14 protein-coding genes are annotated in these 18,005 nt (G+C 55.0%); 9 read left to right on the forward strand and 5 right to left on the reverse strand.

Features of this window, described 5'->3' with window-relative positions; translation table 11 throughout:
• Positions 1 to 94 precede the first annotated feature (94 nt).
• Positions 95 to 1,165, reverse strand: a complete 1,071-nt coding sequence (locus tag SH528x_RS26670) for an NAD(P)/FAD-dependent oxidoreductase (protein WP_442506486.1) — start codon at positions 1,163 to 1,165, stop codon at positions 95 to 97.
• 263 nt (positions 1,166 to 1,428) lie between these two features.
• Between SH528x_RS26670 and SH528x_RS26675 the strand changes: the two genes are divergently transcribed.
• The 5 genes from SH528x_RS26675 (at position 1,429) to SH528x_RS26695 (ending at position 7,973) form a co-directional block, all read left to right on the forward strand.
• Positions 1,429 to 3,294: a carbon starvation CstA family protein gene (locus SH528x_RS26675; protein ID WP_442506487.1), complete on the forward strand. Its 1,866-nt coding sequence runs from the start codon at positions 1,429 to 1,431 to the stop codon at positions 3,292 to 3,294.
• 141 nt (positions 3,295 to 3,435) lie between these two features.
• Positions 3,436 to 4,398 (forward strand): tryptophan--tRNA ligase, encoded by a 963-nt coding sequence (gene trpS / locus SH528x_RS26680; protein WP_442506488.1) that lies wholly within the window; start codon positions 3,436 to 3,438, stop codon positions 4,396 to 4,398.
• Positions 4,399 to 4,830: 432 nt separating this feature from the next.
• On the forward strand, positions 4,831 to 6,234 hold the full coding sequence (locus tag SH528x_RS26685; RefSeq protein WP_442506489.1) for an IS4 family transposase: 1,404 nt from the start codon (positions 4,831 to 4,833) through the stop codon (positions 6,232 to 6,234).
• Between the two features lie 213 nt (positions 6,235 to 6,447).
• Complete coding sequence (locus tag SH528x_RS26690) at positions 6,448 to 7,407, forward strand: hypothetical protein (protein ID WP_442506490.1); 960 nt, start codon at positions 6,448 to 6,450, stop codon at positions 7,405 to 7,407.
• An 11-nt stretch (positions 7,408 to 7,418) separates the two neighbouring features.
• Positions 7,419 to 7,973 (forward strand): hypothetical protein, encoded by a 555-nt coding sequence (locus SH528x_RS26695; RefSeq protein ID WP_442506491.1) that lies wholly within the window; start codon positions 7,419 to 7,421, stop codon positions 7,971 to 7,973.
• Between the two features lie 20 nt (positions 7,974 to 7,993).
• Here SH528x_RS26695 and SH528x_RS26700 read toward each other — a convergent pair whose 3' ends face one another.
• The 3 genes from SH528x_RS26700 to SH528x_RS26710 are packed head-to-tail and all read right to left on the reverse strand — an operon-like array spanning position 7,994 to position 10,710.
• The gene (locus SH528x_RS26700; protein WP_442506492.1) at positions 7,994 to 9,010 is read right to left on the reverse strand and encodes a DNA polymerase III subunit; all 1,017 of its coding nucleotides are present in this window, start codon (positions 9,008 to 9,010) and stop codon (positions 7,994 to 7,996) included.
• Positions 9,010 to 9,522 carry a ribose 5-phosphate isomerase B gene (gene rpiB / locus SH528x_RS26705; protein ID WP_442506493.1) on the reverse strand — a complete coding sequence of 171 codons (513 nt, stop codon included), beginning with the start codon at positions 9,520 to 9,522 and terminating at the stop codon, positions 9,010 to 9,012. Before rpiB ends, SH528x_RS26700 begins: the two co-directional genes overlap by 1 nt.
• Positions 9,523 to 9,534: 12 nt before the next feature.
• Positions 9,535 to 10,710 (reverse strand): arsenate reductase/protein-tyrosine-phosphatase family protein, encoded by a 1,176-nt coding sequence (locus SH528x_RS26710; protein ID WP_442506494.1) that lies wholly within the window; start codon positions 10,708 to 10,710, stop codon positions 9,535 to 9,537.
• 287 nt (positions 10,711 to 10,997) lie between these two features.
• Here SH528x_RS26710 and SH528x_RS26715 point away from each other — a divergent pair, with 287 nt between their 5' ends.
• Positions 10,998 to 11,858 carry an NHL repeat-containing protein gene (locus SH528x_RS26715; protein WP_442506495.1) on the forward strand — a complete coding sequence of 287 codons (861 nt, stop codon included), beginning with the start codon at positions 10,998 to 11,000 and terminating at the stop codon, positions 11,856 to 11,858.
• Positions 11,859 to 11,966: 108 nt separating this feature from the next.
• Here the strand turns inward: SH528x_RS26715 and SH528x_RS26720 are convergent, their stop codons facing one another.
• Positions 11,967 to 13,388: a hypothetical protein gene (locus SH528x_RS26720; protein ID WP_442506496.1), complete on the reverse strand. Its 1,422-nt coding sequence runs from the start codon at positions 13,386 to 13,388 to the stop codon at positions 11,967 to 11,969.
• Between the two features lie 262 nt (positions 13,389 to 13,650).
• On the opposite strand from SH528x_RS26720, the gene SH528x_RS26725 reads away from it, so the two are divergent.
• Genes SH528x_RS26725 through SH528x_RS26735 form a run of 3 tightly spaced genes read left to right on the forward strand, consistent with a single transcriptional unit; the run spans position 13,651 to position 17,655 of the window.
• Positions 13,651 to 14,277: a sigma-70 family RNA polymerase sigma factor gene (locus SH528x_RS26725; RefSeq protein ID WP_442506497.1), complete on the forward strand. Its 627-nt coding sequence runs from the start codon at positions 13,651 to 13,653 to the stop codon at positions 14,275 to 14,277.
• Positions 14,274 to 15,839: a serine/threonine protein kinase gene (locus SH528x_RS26730; protein WP_442506498.1), complete on the forward strand. Its 1,566-nt coding sequence runs from the start codon at positions 14,274 to 14,276 to the stop codon at positions 15,837 to 15,839. The genes SH528x_RS26725 and SH528x_RS26730 overlap by 4 nt, the downstream gene beginning before the upstream one ends.
• On the forward strand, positions 15,829 to 17,655 hold the full coding sequence (locus SH528x_RS26735) for a hypothetical protein (protein WP_442506499.1): 1,827 nt from the start codon (positions 15,829 to 15,831) through the stop codon (positions 17,653 to 17,655). The genes SH528x_RS26730 and SH528x_RS26735 overlap by 11 nt, the downstream gene beginning before the upstream one ends.
• Positions 17,656 to 18,005 lie beyond the last annotated feature (350 nt).

The raw sequence follows: 18,005 nt of genomic DNA on the forward strand, positions 1-18,005 counted from the left end.
GCAGTGCGAAGACGCGTCCGCATGGCTTTTTTGACGTGGCGAATGCACGCCCGGGCAAGACCGAAAATCCTGCCCCTGAAATAACGCTCGCTGCCTAACTTTCGAGTTCAGCGAGGTAGCGTTCAGCGTCCAATGCAGCCATACATCCAGTTCCTGCGGACGTGATCGCCTGTCGATAATAATCGTCCGCGACGTCGCCTGCAGCAAAAACACCCTTCGCGGTGGTGTTCGTGCGGAAAGTTTTTGTCCAACGAATATAACCGCTGCTGTTGGTCTCGACCGCACCGTTCAAAAAGGCAGTGTTCGGCGTATGCCCAATCGCGACGAACATGCCACCGACAGGCAAGTCGCTAATCGAGCCATCGATGGTGCTTTTCAGCTTGATTCCGGTGACGATTTTCTCGTCGCCGTAGACTTCATCGACGACGCTATTCCACTTCATCTCGATATTCGGATGGTTCAGGGCGCGATCCTGCATCACTTTGGACGCTCGCATCTCGTCACGACGAACGACCAAATAGATCGTCGCAGCGTTCTTCAGATTCGCAAGATAGGTCGCTTCTTCGACAGCCGAGTCACCACCGCCAACAACCGCGAGTGGCTTGCCGCGATAGATCGGCAATGCACCGTCACAAACCGCACACGCGCTAACACCTTTGTTCTTATACGCTTCCTCGGTATCTAAGCCGAGGTAATTAGCACGTGCTCCGGTCGCGATGATCACGGTTTTGGCTTTGACCGGTTCGCCGCTGGCAGGTTTCAGCACGTGAACATCGCCGGAAAAGTCAACGCTTTCGATATCGTCGCTAACAACGCGAGTGCCGAAGTTGAGTGCTTGCTGCTTCATCAGCTCCATCAACTCGACGCCCTGGACGGCGTAATGGGGCTGGCCGTCTTTTTCGTGCCCAGCGGGGGCCATTGGCAAGTTCCAGTGCCGGTCCTTGTCGACGGCGGATTCCACAAACGCGCGGACGTTTCCGGCGGGAAATCCAGCGTAGTTTTCGACTTCGGTGGTAAACGCCAACTGGCCCAACGGAATCATTTCCGGACGCACGGTGCCCTCATAGACGACCGGATTCAGGTTCGCGCGAGCTGCATAAATTGCTGCGGACCATCCCGCAGGACCACTTCCAATGATAATTGTCTTCTCTATTTTGTCGCTCACGCTTGTGCGGCTCCCGGATTTCGTTGCATTAAAGGAAAGATTTTGAGAGTTGACCACGGTATTATAGGGTGAAAATCGTCCTATACTACGGGCGGTATACACGAATGACGGTGAACACGAAACACCGTCACTCGTGCGAGTCTGTTCTGCAGATCCCTCCGAGCGTCGTCAGTGAACTGGCTCACTGAAGCTTTCCGGTGACGATGCTCAAATTCCACGCGTTTTTCGCTCCCTCCCAACCTTTGATTAGAACGTTATTTTTCATGAGCACATTGATTGTGGCCTTGGCGTCGATGATCGGATTTATCGTCGCCTACAATACCTATGGTCGCTGGTTAGCACGCCGTTTGTTTCAGCTAAGCCCCGAAGCGGTCGTCCCCAGTCACGAACTTCGCGACGATGTCGACTTTGTCCCGACGCGTCGATCGGTGATCTTTGGGCACCACTTCACCAGTATCGCGGGAACGGGGCCGATTGTAGGCCCGGCATTGGCCGTGTTTTGGGGATGGTTGCCAGCTCTATTGTGGGTCGTTTTTGGATCGATCTTGATCGGCGGTGTTCACGATATGGCGGCGCTCGTCATTTCGCTTCGCAACAAGGGACAAACGATCGGCGAAGTCGCAGGGCGGTTGATCACGCCGCGAGCGAAGGTGCTATTTCTGGCCGTGTTGGCACTCGCGTTGTCCGTCGTACTGGCCGTCTTTGGCTTGGTGATTGCCATTATCTTCGCGATCTATCCCGAATCGGTGTTGAGCGTTTGGATCGCGATGCCGGTCGCAATCGGAATCGGGATTTGGGTTTACAAAAAAGGGGGCGGACTGCTCGGCCCTAGCGTTTTTGGACTGGTTGTTCTGTACGGTGCCGTTTACTTCGGTGCGTACTACATGCCGATATCTTTGCCCGATAACAGTGACGGTTTTTTCACACCGGTGGTCGTTTGGACGCTGATTTTGTTGGCCTATGCCTTCGCCGCTTCGGTGCTGCCGGTTTGGTTACTGCTGCAACCCCGCGATTACATCAACAGCCACCAACTGTACGTGGCACTCGTGCTACTGGTGATCGGATTGGGAGTCGCCTCGATTTCAGGGCACGCCGACCTGATGGCCTCGGCTCCCGCGATTGCCAAGGCCGAGAATGTCCCCGCCGATGCGCCGCCGATCCTTCCTTTCTTGTTCATCACGATCGCATGTGGTGCTTGTAGCGGGTTTCATTGTTTGGTCAGCAGTGGAACGACCAGCAAACAAATCAATTGTGAAACCGATGCTCAAGCCGTTGGTTATGGAGCGATGTTGCTCGAAGGAGCTTTGGCGGTCCTCGTGATATTGGCGTGCTGTGCTGGGATCGGCATGGGAGGAGTCCAGCGAACCGAAGTCAACGGGATCGGCGAGTACGCCAACGTGTTGGGCGCCGACGGAAAGGTCGTGACTGGCAACGCAGCTTGGAAAACGTATTACCGCGCAACCAAAGCTGACGGATCCCCGGGAGGTTGGGCCGACCACAAGTTGCCTCAGAAATTGGCTGCGTTTATTGATGGTGGAGCTAACTTTTTGGCTACGATCGGACTGCCGCTGAAACTAGCCATTGCGATCATGGCGGTGCTTGTCGCCAGTTTTGCCGCGACCACGCTCGATACCGCGACCCGATTGCAGCGATATGTCTTGCAAGAACTTGGCGAAAGCGTACACATCAAACCGATGACCAACAAATTCATCGCGACGGGAATCGCGGTTGTCGTCGCCGCCGTCATCGCCCTCGGGGTGGGTGACAAACCAGGAACAGGCGGGATGGTGCTGTGGCCATTGTTCGGAGCGACCAATCAATTGCTGGCCGGATTGGCCCTGATGGTCGCCGTCTTCTACCTCGCTCGACGGTCCAAACCGTTCGCGTTCGTCGCCATTCCGATGTTCATCATGTTGGTCATGCCGGCATGGGCGATGACATACGACTTGGTTTATAACTGGATCCCCCAGCAAAAATGGACATTGATCCTGTTTGGATTTGGCATCCTTGGCTTGCAAGCCTGGATGGTGCTGGAGGGTATTCTGATGTGGCAACGCTGCCGCGGAGTCCTCGAAGCTCCCATTGCGTCCACCACGTCGTCGGGATCCGAATCGGCTGCGGCAAGCTGACGCAGACATAGACGGCTACTTTTCTGCAATCTTTGATCACCTCGCGACGGATCATCGCGTCCGTCGTATAAAGACGGCTCACTGTGCTTGGATTCAGTGAGCCGCTTCGTCTCTCGTTTAGTTTTCTTGAAGGTTTTTTGCATGCGTGTTCTCTCAGGTATCCAACCCACCGGACGACCTCACTGGGGCAACTTTTTTGGTGCGATTCATCAATACATCGACCTGCAAGATGACAACGATGGCTTTTACTTCATCGCGGACCTGCACGCCTTAACGACCGTGCGTGATGCGGAATCGCTTAAGCAATACACGCTCGACGCGGCGCTGGACCTGTTGGCGCTCGGGTTGGATCCGAAAAAGGCGACGCTGTTCGTGCAGTCGCAAGTGCCGGAAGTCAGCGAGTTGACTTGGTTATTGATGACGGGCACGCCGATGGGACTGCTCGAGCGGTGCCACGCCTACAAAGACAAAAAAGAAAAGGGGCTCAACGCGGATGCGGGGCTATTCACCTATCCCGTGTTGATGGCGGCCGACATTTTGATCTACGACTCCGAAGTCGTTCCGGTCGGCCAGGATCAAGTCCAACACATCGAAGTGGCCCGCGATCTGGCTGGCAGTTTCAACCACACCTTCGGCGAAACCTTCAAGTTGCCCAAGGCAAAGACGCTCGACCACAGCGCCAAGGTTCCGGGAACCGATGGCGAAAAGATGAGCAAGAGTTACAACAACACGCTACCGCTGTTTGGTAACGTCAAGCAAATTCGTAAACAGATCATGCGAATCACCACCGACAGCCGGGCGATGGAAGAACCCAAAGAGCCCGAGGGCGATCATCTGTTTCAGCTGTATCGACTATTCTCGTCGCCCGAAGATGTCGAAACCATGGCGGCGATGTATCGACGAGGCGGGTTCGGTTACGGTGACGTCAAGAAGGCGGTTGCCGAAGCAAGTGAAAACTACTTTGCCGAAGCGAGGACACGTCGCGAAGAACTCGAAGCGAATTTGGATTACGTTCATGAAACGCTTCGCGACGGAGCAGCGCGTGCTCGCGAAGTCGCCGCGGGCGTCCTGTCGCGTGCACAAAAAGCCTGCGGCCTGCGTTGATTTTCATGAGCCGCTCGCGCGAGAGCGAACGGGGCTCTAGTTTTCTGCCACCTCTCCACCAACTTCGTTGGGGGAGAGGTCGAACGGAGCCTTCAGCGACGTTCGGGTGAGGGGGCTGACCGAGCAAGCCGTTCGCCGACGACAACGCCCGCCTTTTGAATCAACTTGAAAGTGCCGGAGGCACGTCAGCCTGGGGCGTGAGCCCCAGGCTGACGAAGGGAAAAATGACGTGAAGCCCCGGAGGGGCGACAGAATACGAAATGGTCGGTTGCTGTCGCCCCTCCGGGGCTTTGTTAACGTTTGGACCGGAAACCTGGGGCTCACGCCCTGCTGATTACCCAATAGTTTTTTAATCTTCTCCAACATCAGCTCTGTTTTGGCACGCGATTTGCGCCATTTATTTCCTATTTTAACGCGATAGGAGATCAATTGATGAATGCGATTCCGACCACCATTGAACAAGAATTTAACACAATCGACTTCGGGCACAAAAGCCGAAACGATCGATCCAAAGCGATTCTCAAGGCACTCTTCGCCAACCCTCAAGAGAGTATCAACGCAGCCTGCGACAAATGGAAGGATGCCAAAGGAGCCTATCGGTTCCTGCAAAACTCGCAGGTCGATAGCGACGAGATTCTCAGCGCTCACCGGCGAGCGACAATTCAGCGAATCAAGTTTCAGAAGGTTGTCTGCGTGGCCCAAGACACGACCGAATTGGACTTTGGCAATCACGCCCCCGACGATGTGCGTTGCCTCAATCAAGCAGAAAGGAGAGGGCTCTACGACCATAGCTCCGTTGTCTTTACCCCTGAAAAATTATGCCTGGGAGTGCTCGATGTCGACTTCTTTGATCGTAGCGAAGAGAGCTTGGGCAATGCAGCAGAGCGAAAGACAGATCCCATCGAAGACAAGGAAAGTTTTCGATGGCTCCAAGGCTATCGGCGTTGCTGCCAGTTGGCATCCCAGTGCCCCCAGACGCAAATTGTTTCGTTGGCTGACCGCGAAGGTGACATCTATGACATCTTCGTCGAAGCTGAAAAACACGAATGCCCTGCGGACTTCGTCATCCGTAGCAAACAAGTCCGCAGCTTGCCTGAAAAAGACGAACAAGCGGGCGGCAATACCTACAAGAAGATGCGCGAGGAAGTCGAAAACTCTAACCTCGTCACGACGCGGCAGATCGAACTACCGGCCACCGCGAAGCGCACCGCCCGAACAGCCACTCTGGAAATCCGGGCGATTCGCACAAAAGTAAAACCTCCCCATGCAAGATCGGCTCTTCCCGAAGTGACGCTCAGCGTGGTACTTGTGCAAGAGGTCGGCGGTCCGGGCGACGGAACCGATCTGAACTGGCTGCTGTTGAGTTCACTTCCGATTGACGACTACCAGGATGTTCTGCGAATCGTGGATTACTACGTTGCGCGGTGGCCAGTGGAAATGTTTTTCAGAGTCTACAAATCGGGCTGCCGCGTCGAGGACATCATGCTGGAAACGAAAAGCAGATTGATTCGCGCGTTGATGTTTTACAAAGTGGTCGCGTGGCGGATCCTGTTTGTCACGTTCCTTGGACGAGAATGCCCTGAGTTGCCCAGTGATGTCGTGTTCAGCGAAGCGGAGTGGAAGTCGGTATGGAAAATCGTTGAGGAAACCGAACCACCCAAATCAGCCCCAGAACTCTCGCAGTTCATCCCGATGCTTGCTCAGTTAGGTGGCTACAATCGACGCAAACATGATGGGCCACCGGGGATGGAAACGATTTGGCGCGGAACTCGCCGAATGATGGACTTCGCGTTGGCATGGCGATCCTTCGGACCGCCCGTCTCAGCTGAACATTAAAAATTGGGTAATCAGCAGGGCTCACGCCCCAGGCTACATGCTGCCGCCACTCCGTGGCTAAATTACGCAACTAAAACATCCACGCTTTGGGTTATGTGTTTTTTAATTCGCACGCGTCCTTGAGCAGTTGGGGCTCATGATGGCAAATTCGAATTTCGATTTAATCAACAAATCGATAGCGTCCCATTCATTCTCTTCGGAAACGCCAACAACTTGTCTGCTCCGCTTTCCTTCATCCCACCGCTTGCCAACGACTCGCAACTCGGTCAACACGATCGGGCAGTTCAGCGGCTCCGCGGCGGTTGTTGCGGAGTGGTACCGCTTGAGGGCGTTTTGGCACCGTGGATGGTCGACGTTCTATCCCAGCCATCAATCCACCCATGGGTGGACCGTTTTGAATCGCCGCTGAATGTTCTGTGCGAAGCTCCGCTGGAAGCCAATGTGCGTGCGTTGGCGGCAATCGCAGACGATCGCGACCTCGCTTTGCAAATTCATTTCGCCCGCAAGGCAAACAAATGTCTCCGCTGGATTGATGCTGCCAAACGACTTGGTATCGCAATCGATGTCGCCAGCGACATCGAGCTGCAGCAAACGCTATTGCAAGATATCGATCCTGCAAAGATCATTTGCACCGCCGCGGTCAAACCGACGCCTCTGTTGCATCGCTGTGTTGCCAACGGAGTAACGATCGTTGTGGATAATGCGGACGAATTGACGGCGATTCAGAGCGTTGCCAATGGTTTGGCACGCCCTGCACGAATCGCACTTCGAATCAGCGGATTTCAGCACCGAGGACAGAAGTTGCCTTCGCGATTTGGAGTCGACATCGACGAATTCACAAACGGCGCTTCTTCATTTAGTGGGTTACTAGCGGCCCCGTGGCTCACGATGGTTGGCCTGCATTTCATCTCAACGGCAGCTCGATCGATCAGCGTGTTTCAGCGATCCAGCAAATTTTGCCACTTGCGGATGCACTTCATCAGCACGGCCGACCACTCGAGTTTATCGATATCGGTGGTGGAATTCCTGTTCGCTACTTGCAGCGAGAGGATCAGTGGACGCAGTTCCAAGACGAGCACGAACGGTCGCTTCTGGGGCACCGAGACGCGATCACGTTTGACCGCCATGGCTTGGGGCGAATCGCTGGCGATGGCAAGGTGTTTGGCAAACTGAACAGCTACCCCATGTACCAAGACCTCGTTTCGGCAAATTGGTTTTCCCAATTGCTGGATCATAAACTCGACCTGAACGATGCCGCCGCGGGCACGGTTGCGGACGCGATTCGCAGCCGAGGATTGCAGCTCCGCTGTGAACCCGGACGAAGTCTATTGGACGGTTGCGGAATGACCATCGCTCGCGTCGAGTTCTGTAAAAGACACCCGAGCGGTTACGCGTTGATCGGCTTGTCGATGAACCGGACGCAGTGCCGCACCACCGATGACGAATTTTTGATCGATCCGATCCTGCTTTCATGTCCAAGCGATCGCGACTCGAGTGAGACGCAGGCGACCGAAGGCTATCTGGTCGGCGCCTATTGCACCGAGTCCGAGTTCCTATCGCTGCGACGGTTTCATTTTCCGCGTGGAGTCAAACGAGGCGATTTGATCGTCTTTCCCAATACCGCCGGCTATCAGATGCACTTCATGGAAAGTCGATCACATCAATTTCCACTGGCGAAAAACGTGTTCGTCGATGAGCACGATTCTCAGCATGCCCACTTGGACCCGATTGATCAATGATGGCTGCAGTGCAGCGACCGTTAACCGATTTCGCCTCGGTCGCCAGTCGTGGCGGCAGCGATATCGGCTGAATAACATTCGATCAACGTGCTTTGGTTTGCACTGCGATCGACTTCTCGTAACGCGCGAATCGAACGGTCGAGTCGATTGAGTGAATGCAGCGTCGCCAGCCGACTGTCAAATGCCTGCCGAAGTTGTTGACGATAATGCTGGACCGCAAACGAAAACACATCCCGCATTGCTGCACGTCGCTTCGAAGCCTCTTTGCCGGACTGTTCGACGTGGGCATTGATGATCCGGCACAGTGCAACAGGATCGGGTGTTTTCGAGCCAAATTGGGATCGCAGTGCATCACGCAATTTGTCCGCTTCACCACTTAGCAATCGCGTCGCGACGTGCATGTCGCCGCCCGCGACCTCGACCGCATCGGCAATCTGTTCGTCGGACGCTTCGATCGCGTGGACGTCACGCATCAATCGCAGAGCGTCCTCACCGCTGGGTGATTGAAACCGGATCACACGGCAGCGTGAACGAATGGTGGGCAATTGCCGTTGTTCGCTGGTCCCGATCAACAGGATGACCGCATTGGCCGAAGGCTCTTCGAGCGTTTTCAGCAAACAATTCGCTCCTTCTTCGTTTAGAAAATCGGCATCCTCGATGATCGCTACACGCCGGCGGCCTCGCATCGGACGCAGTCGTACATCACGACAAAAACCTTCTTGCATGCGTGAATCCGGCGGCCCGATCAGCAATTCCAGCGGAATGAACGACTTGTCACTCGGTTTGCCAACACGCGTGACATCGGGGTGCGTTTTAGCTGTGACTTGAACACAGCCTTCGCACACACCGCAGGGGTTCATTTCTTCGGGATTGTTTCGTTCGCAAAGCAGTGTTTGCGCGAGCAGATTGGCGGTGGTTCGTTTACCAACGCCCGGTTGGCCGACAAACAGAAAGCTGCCCGTCAATCGGCCTTTGCGGATGGCGGTGGCAAACCAAGCTTCGATTTGCTTGTGACCAATCAAGTTGGACCAATTCATCAACGCTGCGGTCCTTTGGGACCGGAGGTGGGTTCGGACGATTCCGCAGCAGCAGAGTCACAGCGAAGATTGGCTTTTTCGATTGAGCAAATCTTCTGAACCCGTTTGTTATGACGTCCGCCATCGAATTCGGTTTTCAGCCACAGCAGGACGAGATCGTCGATCGGGCGTTCGCCGATCAAATCACCAGGCAAACAGAGCACGTTGACATCGTTGTGTCGCCGACTCATTTCGATCAGCACTTCGTCGTAACACGAGGCGGCGCGAACACCTAAAAATTTGTTGGCGGTGATCGCCATCCCGATCCCGGTGCCGCAGATCAAAATACCGCGATCCGCTTCCCCGTTGCTAACTTTTTTGGCCACCAGACTGGCGAGGTCCGGGTAATCACAGGCTGTATCACTATTGGTCCCTTCATCGCTAACCGTAAAACCGGCTGCGGCAAGGGATTGCATCAACTTTGCTTTGATATGAACGCCACGGTGATCGCTTGCTAAGCAAATCTTCAGCATCTTGTCACCTATTTATTCTTGGCTTGTGATTTCGGTAGGGAAAAAATCCTCGCCGAATGAATCGAGCCATTTTCCTAGTTCTTCGTTTATTTGATCGGCACAGGCCTCGTAGACCTCGACCGCCATGCCCACGGGGTCGCTAATATCGCCCCCGTCTCGTCGCAATGTAAAGACACGTTCGTGCATATCGGGCCACGCCGCCAAGATCGCCGCTCGATGGCCTCGCGTCATGGTCAGGATCAAATCGGCAACGTTGACCACCGATTCATCCAGCGGACGGCTGCTGTGGCCGGTTAAATCCAGCCCCCGTGCTCCCATCACCGCAACCGCTTGCGGAGCCGCTCCAGCACCGCTTGGCGCCGCAACGCCCGCCGAGATGACACGCACGGCATCATCGCATCCGGTTCGCTTGTTCAATTGTTCACGTAAAAGAGTTTCTGCCATCGGACTACGGCAGGTATTTCCGGTGCAGACCACCGCGATCACAGGTTTCACAAATTGGTTCATAGCAGCACGTTCAATCACGCCTTCGCGAAGCAACTCCCAGCGATTGCCACTGACTCGGACAACCGTCGTGACACCACCATAGCGTGTCGGGCCATCGTCGAGCAGCAGTGGCAATTCGTCGCCGTATTTTTCCACCATTCTAGCGGCAACCGTGGCAATCTCGGTCCCCTCGCTCGGCTGAAAACTAGCCAATACCAACGGACCCGACAAATAACGGTGAATTTGATCCAAAACCGAGTGGTCGACCACTCGAAAACTGACATATCCATCCTCGTCCACGACCTGCTCGCGGACTCCGACGGGCAATTGAGATAAAGCCGAAAAGGGCTCGGGACACTGCACCATCGCCGTCAGCGGCCCCGGCCAACAACGTCGCAACAACCGCCGCAGAGTGCTCGAAGCCGTGCCAACAAAATCGCATGCCCCGTCACGGCTGCGAATTGACAATTCCATCCAATGACGGTCCGGCCCCGACGGATTATTCGCCGTAGCAGCCTCGATTTCGCGATTTGCAAGCATTCGTAGCTGCTCGACGCCCTTCGTGCTCAGTGCCAGGGCGGCGAGCGTATAGGTCGTTTCGGTCGGCACACCCACGACTTGCCCTTCAACCAACGCTTGGACAGTTCGATGCACGATATCTCGCGAATCTTCTGCTGTTTGTAGGTCCAGGATTTTTGGCATGGATTGAGGTCAAAGGGAAAGCGGGCTGTTTTTCGGCACTGAAGGCGTTCACAATTGTACGGGCTATTAAAACGTCTTCACAAGTCCGCGTGAGCAGCCGCGTTGCCTCGATCACGGGCTTTGCTGATACACTAGCACCATTGACTAAATTCGAAAACGTGAAGCCGAATACGACCTTGTCCACTGCAAAACACTCCCGCCGAACGATCTTATGCGCGTCGCTTGCGCTCGGTTCCAGCGTGATTTCCGGCTGCGTTTCGAGTGCGTCGGGTTCAAGTACCCAAATCGTGTGGGGACGACGAGGTTTTAGTGAAGGACGTTTTTTGAAGCCGCGAGCGATCGCGATCTCGCCCGCTGACGAATTATTTATTGTCGATACCACCGGCCGGATCCAAGTTTTTGACGTCGATGGAAATTTCCAGCGAAGTTGGAAAACACCGGACACCGAAAACGGACGGCCCACCGGACTCGCTGTCGAAACGCCACCAGGCAAGAACCAAGTCCCGAACTTGCTGGTTGCTGACACGCATTATTATCGCACGCTCGCCTACACACTCAGCGGTGATCTTTGTACGGACAAGCAAATCGGGGGTGTCTCTGGTCATTCGCCGGGCGAGTTTGCCTTTGTCACCGACACGGTTTGCGATGACCAAGGCTGTTTTTATATCGGCGAGTATGGCGATTCAGACCGCATTCAGAAATTTGATCCCGAACGAAATTTTTTGACGCAGTGGGGCGGTACGGGAAACGAGCACGGACAGTTTGTCCGTCCGCAAAGTCTCGTCGTCCGCGATCAAGTGTTATGGGTCGCCGACGCGTGCAACCATCGCATTCAATGTTTCGATATTCGCGAAGAAACGCCAAAGTTAATCAATGTCTTCGGTCGTGAAGGCGACGCGGCGGGCGAATTTTATTATCCGTACGATTTGGCATTTGCCAGTGATGGAACCTTGATCGTCTGCGAATATGGCAACCAGCGGTTACAGCGATTCACGCCGGAGGGCAAATGGATCGCCACCTGGGGTGGCCCTGGATTTCAGCCCGGCCAATTGTATCAGCCATGGGGCGTAGTGGTCGATTCGCAAGACCACGTGCACGTCTTGGACAGCAACAATCACCGCGTCCAGCGTCTCGCCCTGTTCAGTTAAATATGGGATAGGCTGCTAGCCTGTCATCGGTATCTGGAGCTTCCCGTAGCGAAACTCGCCAAGAGTTTCGGATGTGGCTGAGATGGACGAAACTCTCCGCGAGTTTCACTACTGGATCTCTTTGAGATCGGCGCGGCTCTCTTCGTATGTAGTGTCAAACGCGAGCGCGGCAGGGTCCGGAGTGACGCCCCAATTGGCGCACGCCGTTTCATAGACCTCGGGCCACCAATTTCGATGCTCCGTCAATCCTTGCTCTTTGTAGGCTCGCCAATGGCTGAGGACTTTGGACCAACATCGGTCGCCATAATCGAGGGCTTCATTGAGCGAAGCGAACTTCGGAACGTACCAACGACGACCGATCTGAGCGTGTAGTACCTCGTCGGCCCAATCGAAATCTTGAAACACGCCCGACAGTGGATCGCCGCTTTCCATCCCGACTTCCCATTCGTACCGTTTCCCCGTTTTGGGCATCAGCCCTTGTTCAATAAAAAACAAAACCCCATGCCGTTCGCGTGCGTCGAGTTGCGTGTTCAGGTTGCGTGACCAAGTGAAATTGATCGGGATTTGGGTCCAGTCGATGCCTTGCGCGACGAAGCCGACTTCGCCCATCATCGCGTGCCGTGCTTCGTCCCACAGTTGCCGCGACATCTCGGCATGAAAATCCCACGGTTCCTCGTCCCCGATTTCAACCAAGATGCTCGCCATCATCTCCGGGACATCCAATTCACGAATTCGTTTGTAATACATCATCAACGTTTTATCGCGAGCGGAAAAACGAGAGTCGTACAAAAACGCTTCGGGATTGACGCCAGCGTTAAACGAATCCTGAAACCGCTCGTCGCGCCGAGGTTCCGATTGATAAACGGACGGCGTCCGGCTATGTATCGGCTCGGGGACCAACGCGTCGCTCGGCGCGGTACCATCCAGTTCACCGGCCGCGCGCAGGCATTGCTGTAAACAATCGACCCACGGTTGCATCGCGGTGCGTTGATCACTGTCAACCAAGCACGCGATCGATTGTTCGCCTAGCTGTTGGACTTCATCGATTTCAAATTCGATCAGCTTCGCAACTCGGATCGAAGGAGCGTCGGCAAGCGGATGTGCCTCGGTCTTGAAGCGTTGGCATGCTCGCAGAATCGCGGGAAACACCACTTCGTAAACTCCGACCAGAAACTCGTTCGTCGTCGGCGCCGCGGCGATTTCGTCCATCAAACGCTCGAGTCCAGCATGAGGAACTTTGTCGAGCCCCAGCGGAGGTTCACGCATCTCGCCAACACGGCGACGAATCGTGCTGACTTGTTCGCTGCACAGGTAGGCGTGATGGCTAAACAGTGTTTTGAGCTCATAAATCGGCTCGGACGTGATCTTTGCGGTTAGCGTCTCGTACAGCCGCTTGAACACAAAATGAAGGCGTTTCCAGCGTTTTGCACTCTCCTCGACACTCCAATCGAATTGGATGGCCCGCTCAAGCGAACTTAGCCCCGCCAGCGAAGGAAGACCGCGGTAGGATTGATAGTCTTGAGTATTCATATTTTCCTGAAGGCTCCGTCGACGATGCCACTCTTTGTATATGGCAGTTTTGGCGAGAATGCCAATTTGGGTAACAGGTTGAAATTATGAGCGATGGCGACTTTGACCGCAATCTTTGGCTTCGCAGTCGACAGGAGACAAGAAATTTTGATTTTATTTCTTGCCCGGCGTCAGATCGGGGCCACGCGAAGGGTCATACTGTTAGCCGTTCCCAATTGGGTGCGTCTTCTCTTATCCTTTCTTGTCGCGAATCCGTTTTACCATGACGCCTTGGCCGACACCTTATCCGCTGCTGATCTCTGAGATCGGCGATCTTGCCAACCACACTGCGTGGCAGCGGTTTGATGCGTTGTATCGTCCTGTGATCTATCGATTTGCGCGGCGACGCGGATTGGATCATCATGCGGCCGACGATGTGGTCTCGGATGTGATCCGGCGAGTCGCGCGAGCGGCCAGGCGCTGGCATCAGCACTGCGACGATGCAATCGGTGAAAAACCACCCGAGCGTTTTGCAGCGTGGTTGAACCGTGTGTCCCGCAACTCGCTCGTCAATGTCGTCTGTCGTGACCTGAATCATCGCGGCATCGGCGGTACGACACATCAGATCACACTCGAGTCGCGTCCGGCTGCGACCGAGGATTCTCGCCACGATTGGGAAAACGATCGCCAAAGAGTCTTGATTCGGATCGCCGCCGACGCGATACGAAACGATTACGACGAGACTAGCTGGGACGCATTCTGGTCCACTCATGTCGAGGGCGAATCGATTGAGAGTGTCACGCAGCGATTAGGCAAATCACGCGGCGCGATCTATGCCATCCGCAGCCGGATTGTGCGGCGACTACGCGAGCAAGTGCAGCAAATCGAGGCCGAGGAGGACCGATCATGAATCCCGATGCCGAAGTTTGTTTAGCCGAAGTCGACTTCCAGGCAATTTTGTCTGGCACGCAAGACCCGCGTGTGGAACAACATCTCGATCATTGCCAACAATGTGCATCACGACTCGAACAAATTGCTGCGGACGAAACGTTTTGGAAAACATCGTCCAATAGCTTGAACGAGGATTTCCTGGACGCGCCGGCCGGTGACGAAATGGAAGTGTCGGTTCGGCTATCGCCAGTACTCCGCGCGATTTTGTCGCCCAGCGATGATCCTCATTCGCTTGGGCGGATCGGACGATTTGAGATCTGCGGCATCGTGGGCAGCGGCGGCATGGGAACCGTGCTGAAGGCACGTGATGTGGATATCGATCGTATCGTCGCTCTGAAACTGCCTGCCGCTCATCTACTGGATCTCCCCTCCGCACTGGAGCGGATCGAACGCGAAGCCCGCTCGGCCGCCACCATTCGTCATCCCAACATCATCGAAATTTATCAGGTCGATCGTTGGCAAGGGATTCCGTATTTGGTGATGCCCTATTTGCCCGGCCCTTCGCTGATGTCGCGTTTAGAGAAGCATGGCAAGCTAGATGTTCTAGATGCGATCCGGATTGCCCGGCAAACCGCTTCAGCACTCGCGGCCGCTCATCAACACGGGGTTGTCCATCGCGATGTGAAACCGGGGAACATTTTGTTGGGAAAGGGAACCGAGCAAGCGGTACTGACCGACTTCGGGATCGCCAAAATCCAAGATGATGTCTCGATGACTAACACTGGCGTGATTGTGGGGACACCAGGGTTCTTGTCGCCTGAACAGGCTCGCGGGAATGATGCCGGACCGCAGAGCGACTTGTATTCGCTCGGTACCGTGCTGTGGTCGATGTTGACGGGCGAACCGCCGATGCGGGGATTGCCGACGCATACCATTGTTGCCGCGATTGCTCGAGGTGAGATGCCAAAATTGGCTCAAGCCGGTCTCGATCTGCCCGCGTGGGTACACCGGTTAGTTGATTGGCTTCATGCACTGGATCCCGACGATCGTCCGGAAACGGCCGGCGAATGCGAAACCATATTGCGAGCGTGTGAGCAGCATTTACTCGATCCCGTGAGGTGTAAATTGCCATCCCGATTACAACATCGCCGCCGATTGCTGCCGGCCCTTGTTGGCGTGCTATTGATGCTGATCGTGTGCGGGTTCAGTGTCTCCAGCTACGATCGCTGGCAGGCCGAAGTCGATTTTCCGCCAAGACCCATCGCTTCCAAACCCGCAGGCGACAGCGATCCCGTCGACCACTCGATTTCCTCGGGCGGAGTCGTGCCACGGGTCATTCCGCAAAACGAGGTTTCGTCACCTGAACCGCTGCCGATCGTGAGCGATCAGCCAATCCCTCATAATGAAACGCCATTGCATCTTTCGTTTTTCGCCATCGACGAAAACGATTCGGAAATCGATCAGCTTGAAGCCACCGTACAGGAACTGGATCTGGAGATGACCGCTCTGGTCGATGAGCTGGATCGCTTACGAGATAAAAAAACGCTCACATCTTCTGATGAGAAAAAAGATGAAAACTAAGCTCCCAAAAACAAGCGGCGTCTTGACGTTTTTCGCGGTGATCTCGATTTGGGGATCGCCTCTGTATTCGCAAGAACCGACAAAGCGGATTCATGTTGTGGGTCCCGATGGCAAGTTTGCTCCTGAAACGATCGTCCATCGATTTACGCACGGAGAACTTGTGTTTTTGCCCGATGGCAAGACCGTCACTTCGCGCAACGGCGAGACGACCAACAGAATGATTCCCGGTTATGTTCAATTGATGGATGAGGGAGAAGGCATCCAGGTCGAATATCCGCAAGAGATGTACGGCATGGGCGGCATGGAAAGCATGGGCATGGATGAAGGAGGAGGCGAGATGATGATGGGGATGGGGTCCGACATGGGCATGGGAATGGATGCGGGCTCCGACGGAACAGTGGATCCGAACGAACCCCCGTCGAATATTTTGCATTCGACTCCTGGAGCCCCGTATATCTTTTTCGCCACCAACCCGAAAAACGGATTTGCATTTGTTCCTCCGACCTTCAGCCTAGTAAAGAAAATTCAGCTACGTGAAGCGGCGACGCTGACGTTTTCCGTGCCTCGACAATATGCAGCGGATCGTTACGTGGTGTTGGCACTGTGGACCAACGGATTTGTCTATCCGCAGTTTGCCTTTATGAGGACGGTCACGTCGAAAGGTGGGCAAGGTGGTTTTGCTGGCGGCGGTCCTGTCGAAAACGAAACCGGCCCAGGAACTTCCGATTGGCGATTCAATTCTTATGTATCCTATTGGCAAGTCGCTTCATTGACGGAGCCTGAAGAGAAGGACGCCAAAGGTTTCCGCATTGCATCGGTGACGATGCCGCCTGGCGAGGTTCGTGTGGCGCTGGTCTTAAAAGATCGCTACGAGGAAGTGCAGCACAATCCGCACTTACTGAACCTGTTGTCTTCGACGGGCGGACCAAGCCGTATTGTCTTGGCGAGATCGCGTAAGACCGCAAGCACCAACAACACTCCCATCCCACTGGTGGACGATGGAGCAATGGATCTGGAGATTCATGGTGACCTGACCGAAGCGGCGATGCCCGATTGGTCCAGCGACGAACAAATGATTGTACTGACTCGAAGCGATGATGCGGCCAAGACGCCGAACTTGGTGGACACGGATGACTACATCCGTTTGGCCGACTCGACACGCGATCAGCGCTCCGATTATCGGCCGCTAGGAACCGTTGCCCACCCGACAGCGGACAGAACCTATCTCGCCATCGGTCTGTTGCCCGGTGAATATCAAGCGTGGAAAGTTCCCAAGTCGAAACTGGAACGTGGAACAGATTTTCGTCGAGCCATCCCGATTGAACTCCTTACCGCAAAACCCGCTGGTCCCACGACGAATGGAATCACCCCACTAAAAATAACAGCAAAACTCGACACGCCTTCGTCATCAAATACTTTCAAGTTGCCGACCATAAATCAAGGAAGTGCGCGACAATCGGTTGGTGACGATCCGTTTGCAGCACCCGTTGCGAAGCCCAGTGCAAGTGACGTCGCCAAAGTACGAAAACGTCGCATCCTGATGCTCGCCAAACAGATCCAGGAAATGGATCAACGCGTTGAAGTGGCCAAACGCATGCTCACTGAGCTGATGCGTCAGGAAAATATTCAATCCAGACCTCCCGCACCCACGGCGGACCCTTTTGGCGGCAACTCGGGCGGCGCGGATCCGTTTGGTGCGGATCCATTCGGAGGAGGCTCCGCTAAGGTGGATCCATTTAGCAGCGAGCCGATGCAGGATCCCTTTGCGGCTCCGCGGTCGCCGCAACCTCCTTCGGCGGATCCATTTGCGCCGTAAGTCGTAGCGAAAGTCGCGAAGACTGCGCAGTTTTTTTGCCACCTCTCCACCAACTTCGGTGACTGCTGATTTAGTAGCATTGATTGCAGGCCGGAGGCCGATACACCCTCTGCCGGTAGCGTAAGCTACCGGTCAGGAGAGGCAGAAAAACATGGCCCGGAGGGCGAGACATCTGCTGCCGGTGTGTCGGCCTCCGGCCTTACGGCGACAAGTCGCCCCTAAACCGTTGGCTCACGCCAACGGCAGTCTATCTGTCGGCCTCCGGCCTGTGCGTTTGCTACTAAATCAGCAGTCACCTTCGTTGGGGGAGAGGTCGAACGGAGCCTTCAGCGACGTTCGGGTGAGGGGGC

Origin of the sequence: Novipirellula methanifontis (genome assembly GCF_052161655.1) — a bacterium.
Classification (GTDB): domain Bacteria; phylum Planctomycetota; class Planctomycetia; order Pirellulales; family Pirellulaceae; genus Novipirellula.

Coding starts and splice junctions, on each gene's coding strand:
- SH528x_RS26675 (WP_442506487.1), top strand. CDS start 1,429: ATGAGCACATTGATTGTGGCCTTGGCGTCGATGATCGGATTTATCGTC.
- SH528x_RS26725 (WP_442506497.1), top strand. CDS start 13,651: ATGACGCCTTGGCCGACACCTTATCCGCTGCTGATCTCTGAGATCGGC.
- SH528x_RS26730 (WP_442506498.1), top strand. CDS start 14,274: ATGAATCCCGATGCCGAAGTTTGTTTAGCCGAAGTCGACTTCCAGGCA.
- SH528x_RS26710 (WP_442506494.1), bottom strand. CDS start 10,710: ATGCCAAAAATCCTGGACCTACAAACAGCAGAAGATTCGCGAGATATC.
- SH528x_RS26735 (WP_442506499.1), top strand. CDS start 15,829: ATGAAAACTAAGCTCCCAAAAACAAGCGGCGTCTTGACGTTTTTCGCG.
- SH528x_RS26720 (WP_442506496.1), bottom strand. CDS start 13,388: ATGAATACTCAAGACTATCAATCCTACCGCGGTCTTCCTTCGCTGGCG.
- rpiB (WP_442506493.1), bottom strand. CDS start 9,522: ATGCTGAAGATTTGCTTAGCAAGCGATCACCGTGGCGTTCATATCAAA.
- SH528x_RS26685 (WP_442506489.1), top strand. CDS start 4,831: ATGAATGCGATTCCGACCACCATTGAACAAGAATTTAACACAATCGAC.
- SH528x_RS26700 (WP_442506492.1), bottom strand. CDS start 9,010: ATGAATTGGTCCAACTTGATTGGTCACAAGCAAATCGAAGCTTGGTTT.
- trpS (WP_442506488.1), top strand. CDS start 3,436: ATGCGTGTTCTCTCAGGTATCCAACCCACCGGACGACCTCACTGGGGC.
- SH528x_RS26695 (WP_442506491.1), top strand. CDS start 7,419: ATGTACCAAGACCTCGTTTCGGCAAATTGGTTTTCCCAATTGCTGGAT.